Genomic DNA, 22285 nt, shown 5'->3' with positions numbered 1-22285 from the left:
GAAAAACGATCAATTGCTCCCTTTTCTTAAATATAAAAGAACAGCAACAAAACAAGATTACAAGCAATTACCACACCGAATCCTCCCAAAATCCAAGGACGAAGTTTACTCCCCTTCCCTGCAAAGAATAGAGCATAGAACATATTTACCATTATATTACTAATAATAGCCTGCATACTACAAGCAGTAATTATCAATGCAGCCACACTGCCTGTATTTTGCAACAAGTTTAATATAAAAGGAGTTATATCACTAAAACCGGAAACAAAAGACAAGAGATTTAATCCGCCTGTGCCCGCATACACTAACGTATAGTGAGTTAAGAAAGTAAATATCACAAAGAGTACGGCAAAAATCAAAGCAACTTTAAATTCCAACGGGTTGCTACTATCATCCTCTTCTGTTTCAGCAGGCTGGTCTTCCGGCCGTTTTTGCCGGGAATGGATAAACCAGGCAACAATAGCTGCGACTACAGCCATAATCAATAGATATGGATAAATAGACAGAAAGATTTCTCTACTGAAAATAAGTATCAGTATCATAAATCGTAGAAACATCATGCTGACAGCCAACAGCATGGCAGCAACATAATCAGTAGCTTCCTGTTCAGAGGCCTTTCGGCTTTTACGGGCAAGTACCGAGATCGTAGCCGTACTGCTGTATAATCCACCAATAATACCGGAAACTAACGTTCCGGATTCATGGAATACATACCTTTTTAATAGATAAGAGAGATAGGAAATGCCGGATACTACTACCGTTGCCAACCAAATAGAATAAGGAGTAAGATTAATATCCGGAATCAGATTCTTATGCGGAAGCATCGGTAATATAATACCACTGATAGCCAAGAACTTGGCTAACGTAATCATTTCATCATTCTTCATCCGTTGCGCAAACTCCGTAAAAGTATGTTTGAGTTCAGTCAGCAGGAGCACAGTCACAACTACCATGACATAAAACCAAGAAGGTTGGGTAGCTACGATAGGAGCCATACAATAAGTAATCAGGGCAATAATGATGGTAGTTACACCAAAAACATGAAATTGTGATTGCTTTACATAATAGTTTAATCCCAACAGCAATCCCAATACCGCTCCACCTCCCATAAACAGACGCATATCCGTAGGGTCTAAGATATAAAGCAAGTAACCCAGTATACCAATAAAGGTAAAGGTGCGGTCAGTTCCGAAAAGAGTAGTCTCCCCCTCACGCTTCAGACTGATTCGACGTTGCGAAAGTCCAATTAATAAAGAAAACAAGGTTACTAAAACAAAAGTAACCAATTCACGCGGCACATAGCTGTACAACTGTTCCATATCCATACACTGCTCTCTTTTTTATATAAGAACAAATATACGGTTTATTTGTTAACGCTCACCACGTTTTATACGGTTTTTTCATTAGCTGTGAATTATAGTAGCGTATGTCGCCCGTTACCTCCTCACCAATAAAGTCGGGTTTTACAAAAGCCTCATCTTCCGATTCCAACTCTACTTCTGCCACAATAAGTCCTTCATTCTCACCATAAAACTCGTCGACTTCAAATACATGTTTGCCACTACGTACCAAATAACGGGTCTTGTCAATAATCCCCGGTTCGCAAAGCCTCATCAATTCTTCTGCTTCTGATAAGGCCAGCTCCTTTTCCCATTCATAACGACTGGTACCGGAAGCATTAGAAGCTCCCTTTATTGTCAGATAACCTTTTTCATCCCGAATACGAACCCGGACAGTACGCCCGCGAGCACTACTGATATACCCCTGCACAATATGACTCTGCGCAAAAGCCGAAGACTTGAATTCACCGATAACTAAAAATTTACGTTCTATTTCCTGTGCCATGGCACAAAGATAAATTAAAAATTGAAAATTGAGAATTAAAAAATGATAGTTTGATACCTCACATCATGTATCAGAAAACTACAATTCTTAATTCTCAATTTTCAAGTCTCAATTTATTTCAGAATCTCGTCATAAACTCAATCACGATTTTGTCCCGTTCCGATTCTTTTGGAACACCGGAGTTCTTATAGAAATATTTCTCGAAGTTCAGTCGGAGGTCAGCAATGAAAGCTTTGGAAAGACTTAGTGTGATTCCGCCTGTCACACGATGTCGGGCATAATCATTTATAATCAGAGCTTTTGTCGTTTCATCCATCTTGCCATCACTATGATCGGTCATCATATCATAGCGAGCCAGAAAGGAGATTTTATTGAATACTTTCTTTAATGGTAAATCGTAATTAATAAAACTATTCACTGCATGAACATCTTTAAATACTTCGTGACCGTACATTTTATATAAATATTCCGCCTCAATATGAAAACGGTCATTCTGATAATAGATACCGGCATCGTACATATTAATCCGCACATTTTCCGGTTTTATCATTTGGGTGCTGAGTGTCAGATTCCAGTTCTTATTAGGTAATAGCTGTGCTTTTATGGAATAATTCAGCGTTTTGTGCCATTCCTTTTGATTGGTCAAACCGGAGCCGTTGAATAATCCTCCTTCAAGGATGAAAGGGAAGCCACCTTTATTCGTATAACCAGCCGTCAAACCGACATCACGCACATTTCCTACTTGTTTAGCTATGAATGAGCGATTTGCAAAATACTGTTGATGTGGTGAACGGTGAGCGTCTATTGTGAAAGGAACGCGCATCTGACCAATCGTAAAATTCAGGTCTTTCACCGGAAAAACACGTGCATACGCATCAAGCATCTTGATAGAGCCTTCATCGGAAAGGTCGATTTCCGCTTTATAAGCAACTATCGGATGCACATTTCCCGAAACACTGAAGCGTGCATTACGTACTTCAAAACGGCTTTCACTTGTTTCTGTCTGGTATTCGTACTTTCCCCGGATTGTTCCGTGAATCTCCGGCAGATAATCCTTAAACTCCATGGTCTGTTTATCCAGCATCTTACCATCCCCGGCATCTTCTTTTACCTGTCCAAAGGCCATTGTCGCCAGCAAAAGCATGACGACGGTTGTTGTGATTCTACTCATTTCAGTTGTATGCTACTAAATTCACGGCAAAAGTACAACTGTGAGGATACACGAAGATGACAAATCGAATACAGGAAAATGACAGAAAAGTTACATTCATATTACATAGAATACAAATGCATTACAAAACAAAGAGTTCACCACAGATTACGCAGATTAACACAGATTGGATTTGATATTCATTCTATTAATAGCCAAACAGTCTGGGTTGACCGTGTAATTTGTGGTGAACTTATCAGCCGAAAAAGGAAAATGCAATCAGCATAATCAATGCCAAAATAATTAATGAGACGAACACTATTTTGACAACCTTTTGAGCTTGTTCTTCTTCTTTTTTGGTAATCGCTACTTTTTTCTTCCCCTTACTCATAATAGTTAGCTTTTAAGTTCAACGCTAACAAAGTAAGTACAAATCTTTTAACTTTCCAAAAATAACACTTGCTAATTTTATTTTTTATGATTCTTGTGAAGAAAACTCCATCAGATAAGCTTTGATAAAGCCATCTATTTTGCCATCCATCACACCGTTCACATCCGAAGTCTGATAGTTGGTACGATGATCTTTCACGCGACGGTCATCAAATACGTAGCTACGGATCTGGGACCCCCACTCGATCTTCTTCTTACCGGCTTCCACTTTCGCCTGTTCTGCCATACGGTGCTGCAATTCCTTATCATATAAGATAGAACGTAACTGACGCATTGCATTCTCACGATTCTTCGGTTGGTCACGGGTTTCGGTATTCTCGATCAGGATTTCTTCTTCCTCACCGGTATAAGGGTCTTTATACTGATAACGCAAACGGACACCGGACTCCACCTTATTCACATTCTGTCCACCGGCACCACCGCTTCGGAACGTATCCCAAGAGATATTGGCAGGCAAAATATTAACTTCAATACTGTCATCTACCAACGGAGTAACAAACACAGAAGCAAAAGAGGTCATACGTTTACCCTGCGCATTGTACGGAGAAACACGAACCAGGCGGTGCACACCGTTCTCTCCCTTCAAATAACCGTATGCAAAATCACCTTCAATATTGATAGTACAGGTTTTGATTCCGGCTTCGTCACCTTCCTGAAGGTTGGCAATGGTAGCTTTATAACCGTTGGTCTCGGCATAACGCAGATACATACGCATCAGCATAGAAGCCCAGTCCTGACTTTCCGTACCACCGGCACCTGAATTGATTTTCAACACACAATCCATCTGGTCGGCTTCGTCACGAAGCATATTTTTGAGTTCGAGTGCCTCTACCGCTTCACTAGCTTTGGCGTAAGCAGCGTCCACATCTTCCTCGGTCACCAGTTCTTCTTTATAGAAATCAAATGCCAGTTCAAGTTCATCTGCCAATGTCTTGAGTTCGTTGTAGCCTTCAATCCACTTTTGCAGGTCTTTCACCAATTTCATTTGAGCTTCGGCCTTCTTCTGGTCATCCCAAAATCCCGGAGCTTGTGTTCTTAATTGCTCTTCTTCGACTTGAATTTTCTTCCCGTCGATGTCAAAGATACCTCCTCAGCGCATCAGTGCGCTCTTTCACGTCTTTAAGTTGTTCAATAGTAATCATTTGATTTACAATTTTATTATTTACAAAATTCAGATATCGGGGGACAAAGATAAGCAAAAATCTGCTACCTTTGTTTTTGTTATTAAAATGTTGTCATATTATGAACAAACTATTGAAACTTTCTTGCTTGTCACTCTTCCTGACATAATCTCTGGGTACTTCGGACATGACACCGGAGGAACTGAAAAGTGAATTCTATCGCTTGGCTTGTACTTTCTACGTATCTCCAGGCAACGAACGTACGTATGTCGTACTCTCCGGACTGAATGAGAATATGCCGGAATCGGAGGCTGCATTCAAACTGGCTAAAGACGGATTAACGAACCGCCTGCGTACCGAACGTATCATCAAAGGTGACATCATCTGGAGTTATATCAATGCACAGGACCTAGGCCAAAACGTAGACCCACGTATCAAGCTCTACAATGATATACAGAACATGACGCTGAAAAACATTGCCGATTTCCAAAAGCAATGGGTAAAAGGACGCGCGTATGTTTATTGCATTCTGGGAGATAAGAAGGATTTGGAACTGGATAAGCTGAAAGCTGTAGGTCCTATTGAAGAATCGACGCAGGAGCAGATTTTCGGATACTAAAAAGGAACGAATAAACTAAGTATGTCCTCTAAATAAGTTTATACTATCAAAATCAAGAAGTTTTTCTTTATAAGGAATTTGTAAAAATGAAAACAATACAAACTAATTAGGGAGATGTACTTATAAATAATAAACGGTGAACAACTCTGCCAATTGCACAGATTTTGTTCACCGTTTTATTGTTTGCGACTTATCGTTTACGGTTTATCGTTTCATATTTAACGTTCACCGTCACCGTCCATCTCTTATTTCTCATTTTCTTCGTACATCTTTTCAATCTGCTCACTATAATTCTTGGCAACTACCGACCGTTTCAATTTCAACGTATTAGTCAGTTCTCCACGTTCCATACTGAACGGTTCGGGAAGCAGAGTGAAACGTTTGATTTGCTCATAGTGTGCAAACTGCTGTTGGAGTGTATCAATCCGTGCACGAAACAATCCTACAATCTTCGGATGTTTCAACAGTTCCTCCATATCTTTGTATTTAATGCCTTTTTCTTCCGCATACTCTTTCACAAACCCATATACAGGAACAATCAGAGCGGAAACAAACTTACGCTGATCGGCAATAATGGCAATCTGGTCAATATAACGGTCAATAACCAATTTCGTTTCCAAAGCTTGCGGAGCAACATATTTGCCGTTCGATGTTTTGAATAGGTCTTTAATGCGTTCCGTCAGGAAAAGCTGGCCATTTTTAAAGTAACCGGCATCACCTGTATGAAACCAGCCATCCGGTTCAATGGCAGCAGCCGTAGCTTCTGCTTTCTTATAATAACCTTTGGTAATCGTCTTGCCCCGAAGAAGAATTTCATTGTCTTCACCGATTTTCACTTCAATTCCCGGAAGTACAACACCTACTGAACCGATATCATAGCCAACCGGCAATGTACAAGATACAGTGGCCGTCGATTCCGTCAAACCATATCCTACCACCATATTGATTCCTACCGAATGGACAAATTCATTGATTTCATCGGGGACGGCAGCACCGGCAGTCGGGAAAAAGTTACCGTTCTCAATACCGATTGTTTTTTTCAGTAGAGAGTAGATTGTCTTTTCGTAGAATTTATATTTCAGTTGATTCATCACCGGAGGAGTCTTACCCAAACGCAGATAATCCAGATTATGGATTCTACCTACCCGGATAGCATCCAGCATCAGTGCTTTCTTCAACCCTGTTGTTTCGTTAATTTTCTCCTGTACACCTGCATATACTTTCTCCCAGAAACGGGGAACACTACACATCAGTGTCGGACGAATTTCCTTAATCGTTGTCTGAATATCCGCCGGACGAAGATTGATACAAATCTGCACTCCTTTATGAATACAGAGATAACACCATGCTTTCTCAAACACGTGTGTCAAGGGGAGGAAGTTCATAGATACATCCTTATCCGACATGGTCGTCAAACGGTCATCGTGTGTATGAAACTGTTCCAGATAACAGGAATGATGAAGCATGACGCCCTTCGGTTCACCCGTTGTGCCGGATGTATAGAGAATGTTTGCCAAGTCATCGTATGAAGCCCGTTCGGTACGCTCTTCTACCGTATCATTGTGAGGTAATCCCTCTCCCATCGCCATAAACTCATCAAAATAGATAGACGATACGTCGCGGGGATCTTTCACTACCGAACGGTCAAAAATAATCAGTTGTTGCAGAGAGGTGCAGAAACCAAAGATGCTGAAAGCAGCATCATACTGGTATTGCTCGCCTACAAAAAGGAAACGAATCTGCGCATCATTAATGATATATTGCGCCTGCGCAGGTGAACTCGTTGCATAAAACGGAATAGTAACAGCCCGATTGGCAAACGCGCCAAAGTCGACATAGAACCATTCGGGTTTATTTTGTGAAAATATACCGATATTCTCTTGTTCTTCTACTCCCAATGCCACGAAAGCATTAGCTGCTTGCCGTACTGATCCGGAGAACTGCTTCCATGAAATAGGAATCCATTGAGCTGTCTCATAGTCACGGTATTTTAAGGCTACCTTGTCGCCATATTTTTCGGCCTGACGATGGACCAGGACAGATAAATGATGATAAGTCATACTCTTTGTATTAGTAAATATGGTACAAAGGTATTAGTTTTATTTGAAACTATTGCTCAAAACGACTATCTTTGTGCAAATATTAAGGTATAGATAAAAGATTTGCACTATGAAATATGATATTCCGTATATGACAACAGAGGCTGTAAGCCTGCTTAAATCACTGATTAGTATTCCTTCAATCAGCCGGGAAGAAACCCAAGCTGCGGATTTCCTGCAAAACTATATTGAAATGGCAGGTATGCAGACGGGACGTAAAGGAAATAATGTGTGGTGCTTTAGTCCTATGTTTGATCTGAAGAAGCCGACTATTTTACTTAACTCCCACATAGACACAGTGAAACCTGTTAACGGTTGGCGGAAAGATCCGTTCACTCCACGTGAAGAAAACGGTAAGTTATATGGATTAGGAAGTAACGATGCCGGTGCCAGCGTTGTTTCGTTATTACAGGTGTTCCTGCAACTATGTCGTACTTCGCAGAAATATAATCTGATTTATCTGGCCTCTTGTGAAGAAGAAATTTCAGGCAAGAATGGCATTGAGAGTGTATTACAAGGGCTCCCTCCTGTTTCGTTCGCCATAGTAGGTGAACCTACAGAGATGCAACCCGCCATTGCCGAGAAGGGATTAATGGTACTAGATGTTACCGCAACAGGTAAAGCAGGCCACGCAGCACGTAACGAAGGAGACAATGCAATTTACAAAGTATTGGATGATATTGCCTGGTTCCGTGACTATCGTTTTGAGAAAGAATCGCCCTTGTTGGGTCCCGTGAAGATGAGTGTTACTGTTATCAATGCCGGTACACAACACAATGTGATTCCCGACAAATGTACTTTCATCGTCGATGTCCGGAGTAACGAGCTTTACTCAAATGAAGAACTGTTTGCTGAAATCAAAAAGCATATTTCCTGTGAAGCCCAAGCTCGTTCATTCCGTCTCAATTCTTCACGAATTGACGAGAAACACCCATTTGTACAGAAAGCTATGAAGTTAGGACGCGTTCCTTTTGGTTCTCCAACATTGTCCGACCAAGCCTTAATGTCCTTCCCATCGGTAAAAATTGGTCCGGGACGCTCGTCACGTTCACACACGGCAGAGGAATATATTATGCTGAAAGAGATAGAAGAAGCTATCGGACTTTATTTAGAGCTATTGGACGGGCTTCTGATTTAAGCCATAGCTATTCATACTTGCTGTAAGAAATCCGATATAACTTAACTGTCACAGCAAGTATGAATTGTCCACCAATACGAACAAATTCATCCAGATTAGCAAATCACGATACTATAATACAACAATCATTCCAACAGATTAAACAATGTCTTTTCCAGCTTCTTACTTCTTAAATCTTTTGCAACAACAATGCCCTTAGGATCTACAAGAAAAGTTTTGGGTATTGCATAAATACCATATACATCAGCAGCATCCACATTCAATACTTGTATCCAGTTCATTCCGAGTTCTTCAATAGCAGTCCTCCAAGGTTTCTGTTTCTTATCTATAGAGATGCTAATCACCTCAAATCCCTTAGAAGCATATTTCTCATAAGCAGCTTTCACATTGGGCATTTCATTCCGGCACGGACCGCACCATGAAGCCCAAAAGTCTATTAACACATACTTCCCCTTACCTACATAGTCGGACAACTGTTTTATCTCTCCAGCATTGTCTTTCACCTTAGCGTTCGGAAAACGTTCGCCAATCTTTATCTTAGCGTCCATTGCCTGCCGTTTCTTTTGTTCTTCACGCTCCTCCGGAGTCATTTTCTTTTCACGCTCGGCCTCAAAACGCCGGGCCATTTGCCTCATTTTTTCTAATTTATCTTTCACCAATACATGCTGCGAAAACACAGGAGAAGCCTCGCTCATCATATCTTCTAATAGACTGTAATACATAGACACCTCTTCTAAAGATAACAGAAATACTCCCACCAAACTGTTTTGGTGTTCTTCTACAAAAGCGCGAATCGAATCCCTCTGTGCCAAATCTATCTCCACATTTCTCCGCCATATTGCAGCAAATGTAGTATCCCGTTTCAGTGCTTCTCTAAAACTCCCTCCGGATTTCTGGCTCATAACAAGTGAAATATTACTTTTCACTATTTGTTTGTTATTATTTATCACCGACTGCATTCCTTTCCAAGCCACATCCAAAGTATCATTCAGCGGCGTACCTCCTACGGTCCTCGTGGTAAGATTGATCACAATCTTTCCTTTTTCGAGAATCAACGGATAGGTTTCTCCATCCCTATCCTTAATAAGTGCAATATTCGGTGTCTGACGTACACCAGAAAAAGAGAACTTTCCCTTTTTCACTTTTGCACTGTCGAGAACGACTTCTTTGGCTTTCTCTCCATCATCCATCAGACACAAATACAACAACTGATTATTCCATTTCTCACCAGCATTGCCTTTAATCGAAAACTTTCCTTGTGCAGAAGAAAATATAGCAATAGCACAAAACGTGCATAAAATCATAATTCGATTTCTCATATAGAATAAATTTATATCAAAAACAGTAAACACTCATGTTCAATACCTGCTATTATCATTTCAAATTCTAATAATCATTTGAACTAATAATAGATCTTCTTATTTTTCTTATCGGAAACGACCTGATAATCCTTCACCTTTATATTAAAATATGATTTAGACTTTCCATCGTCATTAGAAGGCAACTGTTCTTTATCTTTTTTGTGTGGCAACTCAAGAATATCTATTTCTTTCACACTTTTCTTCAGTTTCGGGAATAGAAGACTGATATAAATATATTTATGATTAAATCCTTTGACAGCCAATAGCCTCCCCATCGGAGCTCCACCATCATATCCCCGCACATTATACTCATCGCCACTTTTCTTATCGATAATCTTAAATCCCGGACTATAATACAACCATTGCCAATCCCAATAAATAGGTTGAATGAATGTCACTTTAGTATCATTCTTTCTCCTTTCAATCGAATATAAAGAAGGACTTGTAGACATCCCATTCTCATACGCTTTCTCATACACTTCTTCAGGAACTATAACTATACTATCGCTTGGAAGCATATAGGCTTGTGCATATAATTCTTTATCACGCTTCTTCTTTTGCTCATATTCTTTCAACCGCTGTTCACCTCTTTTTACTCGTTCACTTTTCTCCGGCATTATCTCTTTGAACATCTCTGTCTGGAGTTGCTGCACTAACAACGGCGTTGTCTCACGCATAACAATCAATGAAGCCTCTTTATATTTTTTACCTACGGGAGATTCATAAAATGCAGCAACAGCTTTTAATTCTTCCAATGTTAAATGCTTCTCATAAACAGGCATATACATTTCAAACACCTTATTTTCTACTTTCTCTTTCCAGTTTTTAGAGAACTCATTCCAATAAGCCTCATCCTTTTTCGGCGCATTTAATTTCATTATAGATGATAATCTCTGGAAAAAGTCATCCGTAGTAGTCGAAGTACCAGAAAAATCCATGATTTTCTTCAACGTTTCTTTGTACTCATCTGTCGCATTTGTATTTTGTGCAGAAGCTGGTAAAGTTAAAGTAAACAGTGCAATCATACACATCATTACTTTGGGAAGGAAAATGTTTTTCATAATTATCTGATTTTATTTATTTTGATTCCATATTTTATTTTGCATTTTTTACAAAGATACACATTAAATCTATATCATTTAATAGAATAGTACAATCAATGAGGCTACTATCCGGCTGCCCTGCAATGTATAGATAAACGAAATATCCCCTATTCATCCCTAATTATAACATTCATCCCCCTCTCTTATCAAAATGACTTTGAACAATTCATTTCATCTTTTGATATGATATTATTATCTTTTTCTCACATACTTCGTTCATTTTTCGTAATTAACGCTATCTTTGCAATAGGTCGCTAAATCTAAATAAGACTTTCAAAATACATAATATACGAATATGAAAAAGATTTTATTTTTATATATCATTCATCTAGGATTTGCCCTACAACCCATACAAATTCAAGCTTGTTGTCTCGACAATGAGGCTGTTCTCGCCAATGGGACTGCCATTATTCTACAATCACCTAAAGTGGACAATACCAAAACCATTCAGTTCATCAAAGATTTCTACGCAAACTACGTTTTTGGAGCAAAGAATTATGTTCCGGCAGTAAAAAAGCATTGTACAGCCAAATTGCAAAAGCAGCTGAAAGATAACTACGAGTATGACGGCGAAGGATATGCGATATGGAACTTCCGAACAGGTATGCAAGACGGACCAAGCGACATATCTAAAGTAACATCAGTAACTGCATTGGGAAATGGTTTATACAAGGTCAATTTCATTGATATGGGAATAAAGGGTAACCGTACTTTGAAAATTATCGACGTAAACGGGACACTGAAGTTCGATGCTATTAAATAATCCCCTCTAAGCAGATATATTATCAATTTAACAGATAACTAAAAAAGCCTTACTATTCAATCAAATAATGAAAGTAAATCATCTATAAGACTACATCTTTCACCACTTTCACCTTCTTCCCGAAACCTCCATCCAGAGCAGGAAAGCGGGTGAAAGCGACCATGCAAAAGCCCTTCTATCACGCTTTCACCATTTTCACCGACACACTTCAAATCGACGCTTACTCAAATCGTTTCCATTTACCGCCGGAGCACATCACGAGATACCCCGTAATAACCCGCTGCAGCCACATAAATCGGCTGCATACGTTTGCCGATATTTCGCAATTTACCTTCTTCCAGCAATCGCCGGAGATGACGATTCGCCGTAGTCCGTGTCATGCAGCATACTTCCTGAAAATCATAACGAAGCATTACGTCATGATCGGCGAAATATTCCTTCAGCCGCATATCTATCTCCACCTCCGACAAAGACTCCGAATGGCGCGCATACTTACTCCGGCTAGCTTTGACACCTACCAATTCACCCCGCAGGCGAGCATCCGGACGGAAACCGATTGTTTTCAGTTCCATCTTCGACCATTTGTTTTTAGTACTGCGGGTCACCTTTTGCGTGCTCCTCAAAATAGGGGCAAAATAGCCTAGCCCCTCGATATGTACCTCGCGTCCTTCACGTAGTTCTTCACCACAAATTTGGGCAAGCATCTCGAACGCATTTTTTACATCACCTACGGAAAGCGAACTGCGTCCGTGAATCATCCGGCACAGTTTATCCGTTCCCACCTTACCATTCAAAAAAATGCGGGGATGCAAACCTTTCTCTTCCGAATCGTCGGACTCACCGGGATTCTCATACCAATCGTAAAGTATAGCCATTAGTAGTTAACGTTTTGATAGTGAATATATTTCATGTAAAAACTTTACAGGGAAAACGCACGAGTGCTAATTGTTTAATAATCAATAGTTCCCTTCTCTTCTCAAAACTTATTTAATGGCAATACTCTTGTATATCTAATAATAAATAAAGTCTTCCTAGTTACTTTTCCTCATATAGACGTGTCACAACTTTACATGGTCATGCCACCTATTGCTTTCATCCTTTTTAATCTTCGGGCTTCTTCAATTGATATATTGATTATTTATATTGTATTCATTCTGGTATTTCATTATCTTCACGTCTAAATAATAAACAGTAATGGATAAGATTGCAAAGGATTTTTTAATAAATGACGAATTGGCACGTCATATGGCTAGTATGTCTGAAGCTATTGATACAATAGACCCACGTGAAAAGAATAAAGTCACTTATTCGGGCAAATTGATAATGCTTGTCACTTTATCGGGTGTTTTTTGTGATTGTCAGAGTTGGAATGATATAGCAGACTTCGCCCGTTATAAGAAAGATTTTCTTAGGAGATTCATACCGGATTTAGAAACTACCCCCTCACATGATACATTACGCCGATTTTTTTGTATCATAAAAACAGAAAGATTAGAGAGTTGTTACAGAGAATGGGCCTGTAATATGAGAGGTGATTCACCGTCCATAGAAGATTGCGACTGGTCGAAAGTTCAAATAGGTGAGGGTAATGATCTTTATACGAATAGACATATAGCTATTGACGGGAAAACGATCTGTGGTGCCATCAATGCTGATAAACTGGTACAAGAGTCGGCGGGTAAAATAACAAAGGAGCAGGCAGCATCAGCCAAACTTCATATTGTCAGTGCCTTTCTTTCTGATATGAGTCTGTCATTAGGGCAGGAACGGGTCTCAATAAAAGAGAATGAAATAGTAGCAATACCCAAATTACTGGACGACATTGATATACGACAAGGAGATGTAGTTACCATCGATGCACTTGGCACCCAAAAGAAGATTGTAGAAAAAATAACAGAGAAACAAGCCGATTATCTTTTAGAGGTGAAAGATAATCATTTAAAACTAAGGGAAAATATCGAAAACGATGCGGAGTACTTGCTAATTTCCGGAAGAGAAAATGATTTTATCAAAAGAGCTGAAGAAACCACAGAAGGTCATGGATTTATGGTGACAAGGACCTGCATATCCTGCTCTGAACCCAGTAGATTAGGGTTCTGTTATCGCGATTGGAAGAATCTTAGGACTTATGGAATAATAAAGACCGAGAAAATAAATATAGCCACAGGGGAAATACAGAATGAGAAACATTGTTTCATCTCTTCATTAGTGAACAATCCAGAGCTTATTCTTAAATATAAGAGAAAGCATTGGGCGGTAGAAAATGGATTGCATTGGCAGTTGGATGTTACATTTAATGAAGATGATGGAAGAAAAATGATGAATTCGGCACAAAACTTTTCCACTTTAACTAAAATGGCATTGACCATTTTGAAGAATTATCAGGATGAAGACAAGAAGACTTCTGTCAATAGGAAAAGGAAGAAGGCTGGATGGAGTGATGAGTATCTAACTAATTTGATAAACAACTTTATTAAAGCGTTTTAACTCGTGCGTTTTCCCTGAAAAACTTTAAGTTTATTATCAAACCACTACCGTGGTTCATTTAAATCACACTCGTTATCCAATTAAATCACTCTTGTCATTTGATTGGACCACGAAAGTGAATCAACAATAACTCTTCGTCAAAGATACGATAAAAAATAGAGAAAAGGACGATAAGAAGCCGACTTCTTCAGGTACGTAGAAATTTATATTTTTTCCGGAGAAATACTTGCAAACCGATATCATCCTATAGTACATTCGCAGTATCAGCGCTGAACAATAAACCGATTTTAATCACTTAAAAATAGAAAAAATAATGAATGCAATAACATTGATATGGAGACAGGTCTTGAAGGAACTAAAATTGTTTCAAATGAAGGAGAACAAAGAAGATGCAGTTGAGAAAACAGACAAAGAGCCACAGAAAACGCTAAAATGTCATGAAGATATATATACTGCTCCCCTACCGGACGCTGCACCGCCTACTGAAAGGGAGAAAGAGACAGAACGAAAACAACCGGTCCGATTAACCCAAGAGGTACGTACATTCCTGCAAAAACAGTATGATTTTCGTTACAACCTATTGACGGAAGAAACGGAATATCGTCCTGCCAACAAACGTGCCGTTCCTTTCGAACCTGTAAGTAAGCGGGAACTGAACACTTTCTGCATGGAAGCACACGACCAGGGCATATCCTGCTGGGATAAAGACTTGAGCCGTTACATCTATTCCACTTGTATTCCTGAATACCATCCTTTCCGGCTTTACATGGAAGAACTGCCCGGCTGGGATGGGACAGACAGACTGGAGGCTTTGGCGCAGCGTGTCTCTGACAATCAGCTCTGGATAAAAAGCTTCCATACCTGGATGCTGGGACTCACCGCCCAATGGTTAGGCATGACGGGAATACATGCCAACAGCGTAGCCCCCATACTTGTCAGCAGCGAGCAGGGACGACAAAAATCCACATTTTGCAAGGCACTGATGCCGCCGGCACTGTCACGTTATTACATGGACAACCTGAAACTGTCTGCACAAGGAAAACCGGAAAGATTACTTGCCGAAATGGGACTTCTGAACATGGATGAATTTGACAAGTACGGAACGCAGCAAATGCCATTATTGAAAAATCTGATGCAAATGGCAAACCTGAATATCTGCAAAGCTTATCAAAAGAATTTCCGCAACTTGCCGCGCATCGCTTCTTTCATCGGTACAAGCAACCGTTTTGACTTGCTCACCGATCCCACCGGTAGCCGGCGATTCATCTGCATTGAAGCAGAACATCTGATCGATTGCGAAGGGATCATGCACGATCAGATCTATGCCCAACTGAAAGCTGAACTGCTCTCCGGCATCCGCTATTGGTTCACCAAAGAAGAGGAACGGGAACTGCAACGCCACAATGCTGCTTTTTATCATCCGTGTCCGGCAGAGGAAGTCTTTCATGCCTGCTTCCGGATAGCTAAAGATGATGAAGAGGGAAGCGAACGGCTCTCGGCTTCGGACATATTCAGGAAACTGAAGATGTATAACCCCGCTGCCATGCGAGGAAGTAATCCGGCTACGTTCGCGCAAGTTTTGCTTGCGGCAGGGGTCACCCGCAAACATACCAAATATGGGAATGTATATTTGGTGAAACCGATGAAAGCGGCATAAAGCTCCAAACAGAGGGAGGGTTCACCCGTAAGAAGCTGGGAAAGAACTGTTTACAAAGGGGTGAAAGAGGTGAAAAGAAAAAGAGGACATTAAGAGGGAAATAAGCTATAAACAGTAAGATTTTGAATAGAAAATCAGGAAAAACTTGATTATCTATTCAAAATCTTATTGTTTCCGGATATTTATCCTACTATCCATTTACTGCCCGGTATAAACGAAATGATCTTAGTTGTTACAAAACAACAGATAAACGTAACCACTGCGATACATGGTATAGCGGCAACAGTGGGAAGCGCCAATGTATCTTTGAACACAGTCACCCACAGTCCGAGCCAGAATATGTGCATAAGATACATGCCATAGCTAAGTTTCGATGTTTCCGTCACCAACTTGGGAGCTTGCGGACGTTTGATACATGTAAACATAAGGAATGTACCCGTTGTGAGAAGCACACAGTTAATGGTACAGAAAGCCCATCCTATTTCTATTACAGGTGTGGAATGGAGTTCGCCGGGTATAGCCTGCACATAGAATGAATAAATAGTCCATACAGCACCGATCACCATTAAAATAGTTCCTATAATGAAACGTTTGGAACGGTTCCAGGTAAGGTGTACACGAATGTAATGCGCTAGAACAAGATAGCCCAGATAACCGGAGAAGTACCACAACATGTGGTATTCATTCCAGAAACATTGTCCCCACACTTCACCGCACCAACGATTGAGATAAGGCATACAGGTTGACAACACGAACAGCCCTATAAAGAAACGTTCTTCTTTAGCCGTGGCTTTTCTCAACCATGGGGATATAATTGGGATAAACAAATAAAGGCTTATCAGAGGATACATAAACCACAAGTGTCCGGCTAGCGTCGGGAAATTCAGGAATATCCGCGACAAGTCCTTCATAGATGTTTCTCCGTCTATCTGTCCCCACAACATAGGTAGAGTGCTGTACAGTAGCATGAATATGAAGAACGGTGGAAGAATGCGAAGACAGCGCTGGCGATAGAATTGCCACATAGACTGCCCTTCCTTCATCGGTGCAAGCAGGAAGGCGGAGACTATCATGAACAGAGGTACTGCCATACGTGAAAAGCCATCGTATACTGATACCCATAGCCGGTCTGCTTCATTCGCTAGAAAAGACTGCGGACCTGCCATATCAGTAGATCCGGGAGCACCATAGAAATTCTCACTGGCATGAACAAGGATGACGAGAAAGCATGCAAACACACGGATGTAATCTAAAAAAACAATACGTTTCATTTATTCTAAGTTTTCTAGTTATTAATTTATTCTTTTGTGTTCGGGAACGCAGAGATTCTCAACCGTGCCGCACCCATAGGGATCAATGTTATTTCTTCTTTATCACCTTTCACCGCATCTTCTTCCGGCAATACGCCACACAGTCCTGTTTCATCTATCTTCCATTCAGGAACCGGACGACCGATAGCTTTTACTTCTAAAGGTACACTGGCTACTGTGAAAGGATAGTTGTCAGCCGGCCAGGATTTACGGATGACCTTGAAATTCTTCAAAGGTTCTTTCTTATCCAATACCAATGAATAATTCCAGGGGCTATCCGGATAGATTTCAGTAGTAGGCCATTTCTGGGGATCAGCACCTTTCTGCCATTTTGAATCACCGATAGCAGTCTCGCGACTGTCTTTCTCTACATATTTCTCTGCAATCTTGAGAGACAAAGTCAAAGGTCCGTAATCTACGCTTACGCTGTTTTTATTGACCTGCCAGGTACGCATAGACAAAGACATCGGAAGAGTCAATTCCACACGGTCACCATTCGCCCACTCGCGATTGATGCAAAGATATTTTCCCGCTACAGGAGCTGCACTTACCTTCTTGCCATTCACCCGCACTTCCGCCTTTTGAGTCCATGAAGGAATACGAAGATAAAATGGAAAAGCAACCTTTTCATCGGTAGAAACAGTGAAGGCAATGCCTTCTTCAAAAGGATAATTTGTCTCTTCGTGAAGAGTGATTTCCTTGCCGTCACCCACTTTCACTGTAGCTTTGCAAGCTGCATAAATAGCTGTTGCCACTCCGTTGTCGGGAGTTGCCAGTACCAGATGTTCGGTGAAGTAAGGCCAGCCCTGTGCATGATTGTGTTGGCAGCAACGACTGCTAAAAGGATTCATCGAAAGGAACGGGCCACGATTGTCAATGCCCGGATGATGATTCTTCGAATCACTGACAGCATGGTTCGGACAAGTGATATAACGCAATGCCTTGAAGTCCGGCATCACGGCAGCCGGATAAGAGTTGAACGCCACTTCTTCACAGTGCTCCGCCCACATGGGATCTCCTGTCATGCAAAGCATGATTTCATCGGAAGCCATTTGTTCTACCAAGCCGCAGGTTTCCACTCCCTGTCGGGGATCGATATATCCCAGACGAGCATTTTCATCCGCACCGAACATACCTCCGGGAACCTGTCCAAAAGTACGCCGTATCAGATGATGGACATTATAAGAAGCTTTCAGCATCGCTGAATCTCCGGTCTGCATATAATAAGTGGCAGGTTCACGGAAACATTGGGCGATATTTACATTGTGCCAGTTAGGTAAGGAGGTGGATTTTGTCCAGTCGGCTGTGTTACGGTGGATCTTCTCGGCTAATTCGAGCAGGAAAGCATCCCCAGTATGGTTGTAAAGCCAGTAGATACTGATGATATTGTCACCGCCACGGCTTTTCTCCCAATAATCTTCCAGAAGTTGGTCATCGGGAACAGTCATCTGCCACTTGAAGTAATTCGTCATCAGGTCAATGACACGCTGATCTTGAGAATACTCATAATAAGATTGCAGACACCAGAGCATAATCATCTGTGCCCAAAGTTCGCGTTTGCCGTTACGTTCATTGACCGGACCGAAATAGCCATCCGGCTGGCGACTGGCAAATACACCTTCAATCCAATATTTGGTTTCTTCAATCATCTTCGGGTCATTCAGGATATATGCTAGATTGCCATACCCTTTGAGCCAGTAAGGGACTTCCTCCCAGCCGTGATCGCCACCGGTTGTCAACCAGGCATTATTATCCTTTTCCAGCCAAGCGCTGATTTCTCCCAAGTGTCCGGTCAGACCGTCGCGTTGCAACTCCAGATACTTCTTCACCCAGCCTTCAGGCTGAATACTACCTACCGGCAACTTTATAAAATTCAACGGTCGAAGCGGAGCGCGATACCCGATATAATTGGTATTGACGGACTGTATGTCCGGTCGGTCCACTACCGTCACCGTACCACTAGAAGAAGCAGACGCACAAGCTGTAACCGCCACTCCAAGCACTATCGATGCAAAAAGTCCTTTCGTTTTATTTTTCTTCATTTCGTCTATTCTATTCTCATTTAGATTATTTCAACTCTCATTGCACTGCTTCAAGACGCATATTGTCAAGGTCCAGCAGCACTTTCTTTCCTATTCTCCGATAAAAGCCATTGCCTATAACTCCATCAAAGAATATACCGGGAACTATTTGGCCAAGAGGATATGTTTTTACAGCTTCCGGACCAGGAGGCTGCATTAATTTATCATCAAATATTATTGCAGGATCTTTTAACGTTTTATATGTGATCGCCCGTGCCTGATGCAGCATAGCTACCCCGAATGTATTCTTTTTACTGGTAGAACCAATCGGCAGTTCTTTCTGATGTTTCTCGTAAAATGCAGAATCTACTGTAATATATTCATCAGAACCCGTATCCAGATGAGCCGTAAAATCAGTTCCATTAAGTTTTATACGCATATACAAATCGTATTTGTATGCATAAACATTGGGGGCTTTAGAAAGGTGAGCATTGGGCACAGAGACGGGGAAACACATTCTGTTATGTTCGTAATCAGTCTGTATCTTCCCTATCAATTTCATTACCGGCAGTCCAAGAAACACACAATCCGTAAACAATGTACGCACCGAATCTACAACAGTATGAGCCTTCTTCCTCTTCTTTCTTCTCTTAATTGATAAACCGGATACAAATGGAACACTCGCGGTGTCCGAGTAAATGAAGGCTGGAATATTGTAAAAAGTTATATTTCCAACTTCAATAGAATCAATGATACTCCGGACAGAAATCAAGTTCTCATTGATCGTTACTTTATTCTCGTCAATGCTGTCATATCTAAAGCCCATCCCATCCGCCAACTTTCTACTTAGGATACAGTAGGGTCCCACCCCTGTATCAAAGATAGTGTTCTGTGATATTCCATTATATTTTGCCTGGAAAACAGACTTATCACCTTCTTCTATATCAACAAAAGAAGACGTTTCGTTCCGTTTCATTTTTATAGGAGGCAGATTCACTGCATTTTCAGCATAGGATAAAAAATTCTCTGTAGCAGTTCGCCATTCCTCATATTCTTTTCCGCCTGTATTTGTCTTTGTAAGACTTTCATTCCAAATTCGTTTCATCTGCAGATAAGTATCCAATGCCTTATCCGTATCCCCTAGTTCTATATACGCATCAAACAAATTAGAATAAAAAACAAGTGTTTTCTCCCCAAAAGTTGCATAATGGTGAGGTATAAACTGCTCTAAATAGTAAGCGACACTGTCTGTCTTGTTTAAAAATTGCGCCATTCGAAATTTATAGTATAACTCTAAATCAGGAGGGACTGTCGTTGTCTCTGATAGATTCTCGTACAATTCCTTTGATTCAAAATATCTTCCATTATACATTAGCTTGTCCAACTCTTGTAATCGTTCAACAGCGACCTGTCCATGTAATGTAAGTGGAGTAAGCATAAAAATAAGACAGATGATATAATATGACCTACGATATCTCATACTACTATTGATTTACATTTTCTTTCTTTTATAGGCTATCTCATTATCCAGTGAGCTTTATTTGGCATCAACTTATACATAAAAACACCCAACTCTCATTGCACTGCTTCAAGACGCATATTATCAAGGTCCAGCAGCACTTTCTTTCCTATGCTTCGATAAAAACGATATCCTACAAATCCATCAAAGAGTGGTGCTATAGATTTAACAGAATATACCCTTACCTCATCATCTATAGTCGGAGGCTGCATTAATTTGTTATCAAATATAATTACAGGATTTTTTAATGATTTATATGAGGACATCCGCGCCTGATGTACCATAGCTACTCCAAACCTATTCTTTTTCATTACAAAACCAATTGGCATCTCTTTCTGATGTTTTTCATAAAATGCAGAATCAACTTCAATATATTCACCAGATCCAGTATCCAGATTAGCCGTAAAATCAATGTCATTAAGTTTTATACGCATATAAAGCCCTTTTTCGTATGCATAAATATTTGCTTCCTTGGAAAGAGTGACATCTGAAACAGGGAAACACATTCTATTATGATCATAATCAGTCTGTATTTTCCCTATCAACTTCATGATCGGTAGCCCAAGACATACACGCTCCGCCACCCATGTACGCACCGAATCTAAAGCCTTCTTCATCCGCCTCTTCTTCCTTAATGAACTGGATACATACGGAATACTTTCAGATTCCTTATAGATAAGGGTAGGAATATTATAAAAGGTGATATTTCCGACTTCAATAGAATCGATAATACTTCGGACACAAACCAAAGTCTCATTCACCACTACTTTATTCCTTTCAATGCTGTCATATCGAATCCCCATCCCCTCGGCTAACTTTTTACTCAAAAAACAGTAAGGTTGCATCCCTGTATCAAAGATAGTAGTCTGTGATATCCCATTATACTTTGCTTGAAAAACAGGTTTGTCATGTCCTTTTATATCCACAAAAGAAGATGTATTGCTCCGTTTCATTGTTATAGGAGGCGAATTCACGGCACTTTCAGCATAGGATAAAAAATTTTTAATATCAGTTTGCCACCCCTCATACGCTTTACCATTTATATTTGAAAGACTTTCATCCCAAAGCTGTTTCATTTGTTGATAAGTACATAGTGCCTTATCTTTATACCCAAGTTCAATGTATGCATCAAACAACATAGAATAAAGAATTAACACTTGATTTCCACAATCCTCATAATAATAAGGTATATACTTCTCCAAATAGTAAACAGCACTATCCGTCTTGTTCAAAAACTGTGCCATCCTAAATTTATAGAACAAATCTAAATCAGAAGGGATAGTTGTCGTATCAGACAGATTCTTATACAGCTCTTTTGATTCAAAATATCTCCCATTAAACATTAGCTTGTCCAGCTCCTGTAACCGTTCTGCATCTACCTGTCCGCATAATGTAAGCGGAGTAAGCATAAATATAAGACAGATGATATAATATGTTTTCCAGTATCTCATAAATTATTGATTTCCATTTCCATCTTTTGAAAAAGAGCTGCCCGATAACAGACTTATCAATCCCCCTACTCCCGTAAACCATAGAAATATATTGTAGAGAACAGTCCCAATAAGAGACGGAAGGCCGTAATAAAGCCTCACAAATAGCTGCCTATGAATATATTCCGAAATAAATAATTGGCAACCGAGAG

Annotated in this window: 17 protein-coding genes and 1 pseudogene; 5 read left to right on the top strand and 13 right to left on the bottom strand. The window is 40.4% G+C overall.

Translation table 11 applies throughout. From position 1 onward, the window contains the following. Positions 1–26: 26 nt before the first annotated feature. The 5 genes from HMPREF9009_RS05900 to prfB all read right to left on the bottom strand — a co-directional run bounded on the left by HMPREF9009_RS05900 (position 27) and on the right by prfB (position 4587). Positions 27–1319, bottom strand: a complete 1293-nt coding sequence (locus HMPREF9009_RS05900) for an MgtC/SapB family protein (RefSeq protein ID WP_049702270.1) — start codon at positions 1317–1319, stop codon at positions 27–29. 58 nt (positions 1320–1377) lie between these two features. Continuing rightward, a complete protein-coding gene (locus HMPREF9009_RS05895; protein ID WP_004305204.1) occupies positions 1378–1845 on the bottom strand; it encodes a CYTH domain-containing protein in 468 nt (155 codons plus the stop codon). 118 nt (positions 1846–1963) lie between these two features. Next, complete coding sequence (locus HMPREF9009_RS05890) at positions 1964–3016, bottom strand: porin (protein WP_049701694.1); 1053 nt, start codon at positions 3014–3016, stop codon at positions 1964–1966. Between the two features lie 235 nt (positions 3017–3251). Continuing rightward, a complete protein-coding gene (locus tag HMPREF9009_RS26305; RefSeq protein WP_049701693.1) occupies positions 3252–3386 on the bottom strand; it encodes a hypothetical protein in 135 nt (44 codons plus the stop codon). A gap of 84 nt (positions 3387–3470) precedes the next feature. Beyond that, positions 3471–4587, bottom strand: a protein-coding gene (gene prfB / locus HMPREF9009_RS05880; RefSeq protein ID WP_117683141.1) for a peptide chain release factor 2 whose coding sequence is annotated in 2 segments (ribosomal slippage) — positions 3471–4523 and positions 4525–4587 — 1116 coding nt in all. Because the reading frame shifts where the segments join, the coding sequence is not laid out codon by codon here. 271 nt (positions 4588–4858) lie between these two features. Between prfB and HMPREF9009_RS05875 the strand changes: the two are divergent. Further along, positions 4859–5185, top strand: a pseudogene (locus tag HMPREF9009_RS05875) (insulinase family protein); the annotation flags it as partial. A 245-nt stretch (positions 5186–5430) separates the two neighbouring features. Here the strand turns inward: HMPREF9009_RS05875 and HMPREF9009_RS05870 are convergent. Further along, complete coding sequence (locus tag HMPREF9009_RS05870; RefSeq protein ID WP_008024263.1) at positions 5431–7245, bottom strand: AMP-dependent synthetase/ligase; 1815 nt, start codon at positions 7243–7245, stop codon at positions 5431–5433. A 109-nt stretch (positions 7246–7354) separates the two neighbouring features. Between HMPREF9009_RS05870 and HMPREF9009_RS05865 the strand changes: the two genes are divergently transcribed. Further along, positions 7355–8422: a M20 family metallo-hydrolase gene (locus HMPREF9009_RS05865; protein ID WP_008024260.1), complete on the top strand. Its 1068-nt coding sequence runs from the start codon at positions 7355–7357 to the stop codon at positions 8420–8422. 125 nt (positions 8423–8547) lie between these two features. On the opposite strand, the gene HMPREF9009_RS05860 is transcribed toward HMPREF9009_RS05865, so the two are convergent. Both HMPREF9009_RS05860 and HMPREF9009_RS05855 read right to left on the bottom strand, forming a co-directional pair. Then, complete coding sequence (locus tag HMPREF9009_RS05860; protein ID WP_008024258.1) at positions 8548–9741, bottom strand: TlpA disulfide reductase family protein; 1194 nt, start codon at positions 9739–9741, stop codon at positions 8548–8550. Positions 9742–9824: 83 nt separating this feature from the next. Continuing rightward, positions 9825–10844, bottom strand: coding sequence for a DUF2059 domain-containing protein (locus tag HMPREF9009_RS05855; RefSeq protein ID WP_049701692.1), 1020 nt, complete (start codon positions 10842–10844; stop codon positions 9825–9827). 337 nt (positions 10845–11181) lie between these two features. Between HMPREF9009_RS05855 and HMPREF9009_RS05850 the strand changes: the two genes are divergently transcribed. Further along, on the top strand, positions 11182–11649 hold the full coding sequence (locus HMPREF9009_RS05850; RefSeq protein WP_004299546.1) for a hypothetical protein: 468 nt from the start codon (positions 11182–11184) through the stop codon (positions 11647–11649). A gap of 239 nt (positions 11650–11888) precedes the next feature. Here HMPREF9009_RS05850 and HMPREF9009_RS05845 read toward each other — a convergent pair whose 3' ends face one another. Further along, on the bottom strand, positions 11889–12524 hold the full coding sequence (locus HMPREF9009_RS05845; RefSeq protein WP_049701691.1) for an HU family DNA-binding protein: 636 nt from the start codon (positions 12522–12524) through the stop codon (positions 11889–11891). A 319-nt stretch (positions 12525–12843) separates the two neighbouring features. Between HMPREF9009_RS05845 and HMPREF9009_RS05840 the strand changes: the two genes are divergently transcribed. Together HMPREF9009_RS05840 and HMPREF9009_RS05835 are read left to right on the top strand one after the other, a co-directional pair. After that, the gene (locus HMPREF9009_RS05840) at positions 12844–14136 is read left to right on the top strand and encodes an ISAs1 family transposase (protein WP_049701351.1); all 1293 of its coding nucleotides are present in this window, start codon (positions 12844–12846) and stop codon (positions 14134–14136) included. A gap of 313 nt (positions 14137–14449) precedes the next feature. After that, complete coding sequence (locus HMPREF9009_RS05835; protein ID WP_049701690.1) at positions 14450–15793, top strand: VapE domain-containing protein; 1344 nt, start codon at positions 14450–14452, stop codon at positions 15791–15793. Positions 15794–15975: 182 nt separating this feature from the next. On the opposite strand, the gene HMPREF9009_RS05830 is transcribed toward HMPREF9009_RS05835, so the two are convergent. From HMPREF9009_RS05830 to HMPREF9009_RS05815, 4 genes are all read right to left on the bottom strand, one after another. Then, entirely contained in the window at positions 15976–17064 is a 1089-nt protein-coding gene (locus HMPREF9009_RS05830) for an acyltransferase (protein ID WP_008024250.1), read from the bottom strand. Between the two features lie 26 nt (positions 17065–17090). Then, on the bottom strand, positions 17091–19145 hold the full coding sequence (locus tag HMPREF9009_RS05825) for a beta-L-arabinofuranosidase domain-containing protein (RefSeq protein ID WP_049701689.1): 2055 nt from the start codon (positions 19143–19145) through the stop codon (positions 17091–17093). A gap of 37 nt (positions 19146–19182) precedes the next feature. Then, on the bottom strand, positions 19183–20397 hold the full coding sequence (locus tag HMPREF9009_RS05820; RefSeq protein WP_232305845.1) for a retropepsin-like aspartic protease: 1215 nt from the start codon (positions 20395–20397) through the stop codon (positions 19183–19185). 302 nt (positions 20398–20699) lie between these two features. Continuing rightward, complete coding sequence (locus HMPREF9009_RS05815) at positions 20700–22094, bottom strand: retropepsin-like aspartic protease (RefSeq protein ID WP_049701688.1); 1395 nt, start codon at positions 22092–22094, stop codon at positions 20700–20702. Positions 22095–22285 lie beyond the last annotated feature (191 nt).

Origin of the sequence: Bacteroides sp. 3_1_13, from assembly GCF_001185845.1 — a bacterium.
GTDB classification, from domain to species: domain Bacteria; phylum Bacteroidota; class Bacteroidia; order Bacteroidales; family Bacteroidaceae; genus Bacteroides; species Bacteroides xylanisolvens.
Note: the sequence above shows the minus strand (reverse complement) of the source record. Positions and strands in the feature narration are given on the sequence as shown.

Excerpts from the sequence above, each read along its gene's own strand:
- HMPREF9009_RS05900 (WP_049702270.1), bottom strand. The coding sequence starts at position 1,319 with ATGGAACAGTTGTACAGCTATGTGCCGCGTGAATTGGTTACTTTTGTT.
- HMPREF9009_RS05895 (WP_004305204.1), bottom strand. The coding sequence starts at position 1,845 with ATGGCACAGGAAATAGAACGTAAATTTTTAGTTATCGGTGAATTCAAG.
- HMPREF9009_RS05890 (WP_049701694.1), bottom strand. The coding sequence starts at position 3,016 with ATGAGTAGAATCACAACAACCGTCGTCATGCTTTTGCTGGCGACAATG.
- HMPREF9009_RS26305 (WP_049701693.1), bottom strand. The coding sequence starts at position 3,386 with ATGAGTAAGGGGAAGAAAAAAGTAGCGATTACCAAAAAAGAAGAAGAA.
- HMPREF9009_RS05870 (WP_008024263.1), bottom strand. The coding sequence starts at position 7,245 with ATGACTTATCATCATTTATCTGTCCTGGTCCATCGTCAGGCCGAAAAA.
- HMPREF9009_RS05865 (WP_008024260.1), top strand. The coding sequence starts at position 7,355 with ATGAAATATGATATTCCGTATATGACAACAGAGGCTGTAAGCCTGCTT.
- HMPREF9009_RS05860 (WP_008024258.1), bottom strand. The coding sequence starts at position 9,741 with ATGAGAAATCGAATTATGATTTTATGCACGTTTTGTGCTATTGCTATA.
- HMPREF9009_RS05855 (WP_049701692.1), bottom strand. The coding sequence starts at position 10,844 with ATGAAAAACATTTTCCTTCCCAAAGTAATGATGTGTATGATTGCACTG.
- HMPREF9009_RS05850 (WP_004299546.1), top strand. The coding sequence starts at position 11,182 with ATGAAAAAGATTTTATTTTTATATATCATTCATCTAGGATTTGCCCTA.
- HMPREF9009_RS05845 (WP_049701691.1), bottom strand. The coding sequence starts at position 12,524 with ATGGCTATACTTTACGATTGGTATGAGAATCCCGGTGAGTCCGACGAT.
- HMPREF9009_RS05840 (WP_049701351.1), top strand. The coding sequence starts at position 12,844 with ATGGATAAGATTGCAAAGGATTTTTTAATAAATGACGAATTGGCACGT.
- HMPREF9009_RS05835 (WP_049701690.1), top strand. The coding sequence starts at position 14,450 with ATGAATGCAATAACATTGATATGGAGACAGGTCTTGAAGGAACTAAAA.
- HMPREF9009_RS05830 (WP_008024250.1), bottom strand. The coding sequence starts at position 17,064 with ATGAAACGTATTGTTTTTTTAGATTACATCCGTGTGTTTGCATGCTTT.
- HMPREF9009_RS05825 (WP_049701689.1), bottom strand. The coding sequence starts at position 19,145 with ATGAAGAAAAATAAAACGAAAGGACTTTTTGCATCGATAGTGCTTGGA.
- HMPREF9009_RS05820 (WP_232305845.1), bottom strand. The coding sequence starts at position 20,397 with ATGGCGCAATTTTTAAACAAGACAGACAGTGTCGCTTACTATTTAGAG.
- HMPREF9009_RS05815 (WP_049701688.1), bottom strand. The coding sequence starts at position 22,094 with ATGAGATACTGGAAAACATATTATATCATCTGTCTTATATTTATGCTT.